Source organism: Nitratidesulfovibrio liaohensis (assembly GCF_011682075.1).
Taxonomy (GTDB): Bacteria; Desulfobacterota; Desulfovibrionia; order Desulfovibrionales; family Desulfovibrionaceae; genus Cupidesulfovibrio; species Cupidesulfovibrio liaohensis.
The window spans coordinates 2,501-5,173 of the sequence record NZ_VSMK01000182.1 but is presented as its reverse complement, the minus strand read 5'-3'; the positions used below and the strand labels follow the sequence as shown (position 1 = coordinate 5,173).

General features: G+C 54.6%; 2 rRNA genes (1 of these 2 running past the window's edge). Both read right to left on the bottom strand.

The window, feature by feature from the left end:
- Positions 1–6 precede the first annotated feature (6 nt).
- Positions 7–121: ribosomal RNA gene (rrf, locus tag FVW27_RS07390) — 5S ribosomal RNA — on the bottom strand.
- Positions 122–224: 103 nt separating this feature from the next.
- Positions 225–2,673 (bottom strand): 23S ribosomal RNA (locus tag FVW27_RS07385) (it continues 479 nt past the right edge of the window).

Below are 2,673 nucleotides of genomic sequence, written 5' to 3'. Positions count from 1 at the left end.
AATAAGTGCTGGCATCGGCCTACTTTCCCACGCAAGAGTACGCAGTATCATCGGCGATGGAGGGCTTAACTTCCGAGTTCGGAATGGGATCGGGTGTACCCCCTCCTCCATGGACACCAGCACAAATTTCTGGTCACCGTCCGGCAAGGCTGGCTATTGTGCGCCGCCACATCGTCCGGGACCGAAAGATGTAATCAAACAGGGTGGAAAGGAAGTGTAGAGAAGAAAACAAGGCGCACGGGCTATTAGTACTGGTCAGCTGAATGCGTCACCGCATGTATACCTCCAGCCTATCAACCGGGTTGTCTACCCGGGCCCTTCAGCTCCGAAGAGAGGGAGACCTTATCTTGAGGCAGGCTTCCCGCTTAGATGCTTTCAGCGGTTATCCCTTCCGCACATAGCTACCCTGCTGTGCCACTGGCGTGACAACAGGACCACCAGGGGTGCGTCCATCCCGGTCCTCTCGTACTAGGGACAGGCCCTCTCAAGTCTCCTACGCCCACAGAAGATAGGGACCAAACTGTCTCACGACGTTTTAAACCCAGCTCGCGTACCACTTTAAACGGCGAACAGCCGTACCCTTGGGACCTGCTTCAGCCCCAGGATGTGATGAGCCGACATCGAGGTGCCAAACCGCGCCGTCGATATGAACTCTTGGGCGCGATCAGCCTGTTATCCCCGGCGTACCTTTTATCCAATGAGCGATGGCCCTTCCATGCGGAACCACCGGATCACTAACGCCGACTTTCGTCCCTGCTCGACATGTCTGTCTTGCAGTCAAGCTCCCTTATGCGTTTGCACTCGACGCCTGGTTTCCGATCAGGCTGAGGGAACCTTTGCGTGCCTCCGTTATTGTTTGGGAGGCGACCGCCCCAGTCAAACTACCCACCAGACACTGTCTCCACCCCGGGTAACGGGCATGGATTAGAGCCTTAGACTTGCAAGGGTGGTATTTCAAGGTTGGCTCCCCCCATACTGGCGTACAGGGTTCACAGCCTCCCACCTATCCTACACATGCAAGCCCAAAACCCAATGTCAAGCTATAGTAAAGGTGCACAGGGTCTTTCCGTCTTTCTGCGGGTACACGGCATTTTCACCGCGACTTCAATTTCACCGAGTCTCTGGCCGAGACAGTAGGGAGATCGTTACGCCATTCGTGCAGGTCGGAACTTACCCGACAAGGAATTTCGCTACCTTAGGACCGTTATAGTTACGGCCGCCGTTTACCGGGGCTTCGATTCAAAGCTTCGCTTGCGCTGACCTCTCCTCTTAACCTTCCGGCACCGGGCAGGCGTCAGTCCCTATACGTCGTCTTGCGACTTAGCAGAGACCTATGTTTTTAGTAAACAGTCGCCACCCTCATTTCTCTGCGGCTCTCGTGGGCTTAGAGAGTAAATCCTTCACCCATAAGAGCACCCCTTCTTCCGAAGTTACGGGGTTATTTTGCCGAGTTCCTTGGCCAGAGTTCTCTCGAGCGCCTTGGGTTATTCACCCCACCCACCTGTGTTGGTTTCCGGTACGGTTCGCACGCGCTAAACTTAGGAGCTTTTCTAGGCAGTAGAGGCTCAACAGCTTCAGACCTTGCGGTCACGGACTCGCGTCTCGGCCTTGAAGAGGGCGGATTTGCCTACCCTCAAGCCTACCTGCTTGCACCGGCTAAGCCAACAGCCGGCCTGCCTACCTTCCTGCGTCCCTCCATCGCACACTCGCGCAAGTACGGGAATATTAACCCGTTTTCCATCGGCTACGGCTCTCGCCCTCGCCTTAGGGACCGACTAACCCTGGGAAGATTACCTTTACCCAGGAAACCTTGGGTTTACGGCGAACAGGTTTTTCACCTGTTTTATCGTTACTCATGTCAGCATAATCACTTCCCTGCAGTCCAGCATGCCTTCCGGCACACCTTCTGCCCGCAGGGAACGCTCCCCTACCGATCGCCTAAGCGATCCCGAAGCTTCGGTACCATGCTTAGCCCCGTTACATTTTCGGCGCAGAGTCATTAGACCAGTGAGCTATTACGCTTTCTTTAAACGATGGCTGCTTCTAAGCCAACGTCCTGGCTGTCTGAACAACTCCACCACCTTGACCACTGAGCATGGATTTGGAGACCTTAGCTGTCGATCTGGGCTGTTTCCCTTTTGACGACGGACCTTCGCACCCGCCGTCTGACTCCCGGGGTACATCTTAGCGGCATTCGGAGTTTGAAAGGGTTTGGTAATCTGGTGAGACCCCTAGCCCTGTCAGTGCTCTACCTCCGCAAGACAATTTCCCGAGGCTATACCTCAATATATTTCGGGGAGAACCAGCTATCACCGAGTTTGATTGGCCTTTCACCCCTATCCACAAGTCATCCAAAACGTTTTCAGCCGTTACTGGTTCGGTCCTCCACACGGTTTTACCCGTGCTTCAACCTGCTCATGGATAGATCACCCGGTTTCGGGTCTACTCCGCCCAACTTAGCGCCCTTGTCAGACTTGCTTTCGCTACGGCTCCGCTTGCGCTTAACCTTGCTGGACAGAGTAACTCGCTGACTCATTATGCAAAAGGCACGCGGTCACACCTTATTGGTGCTCCCACAGCTTGTAGGCAACAGGTTTCAGGTTCTATTTCACTCCCCTGACAGGGGTTCTTTTCACCTTTCCCTCACGGTACTGGTGCACTATCGGTCGCCAG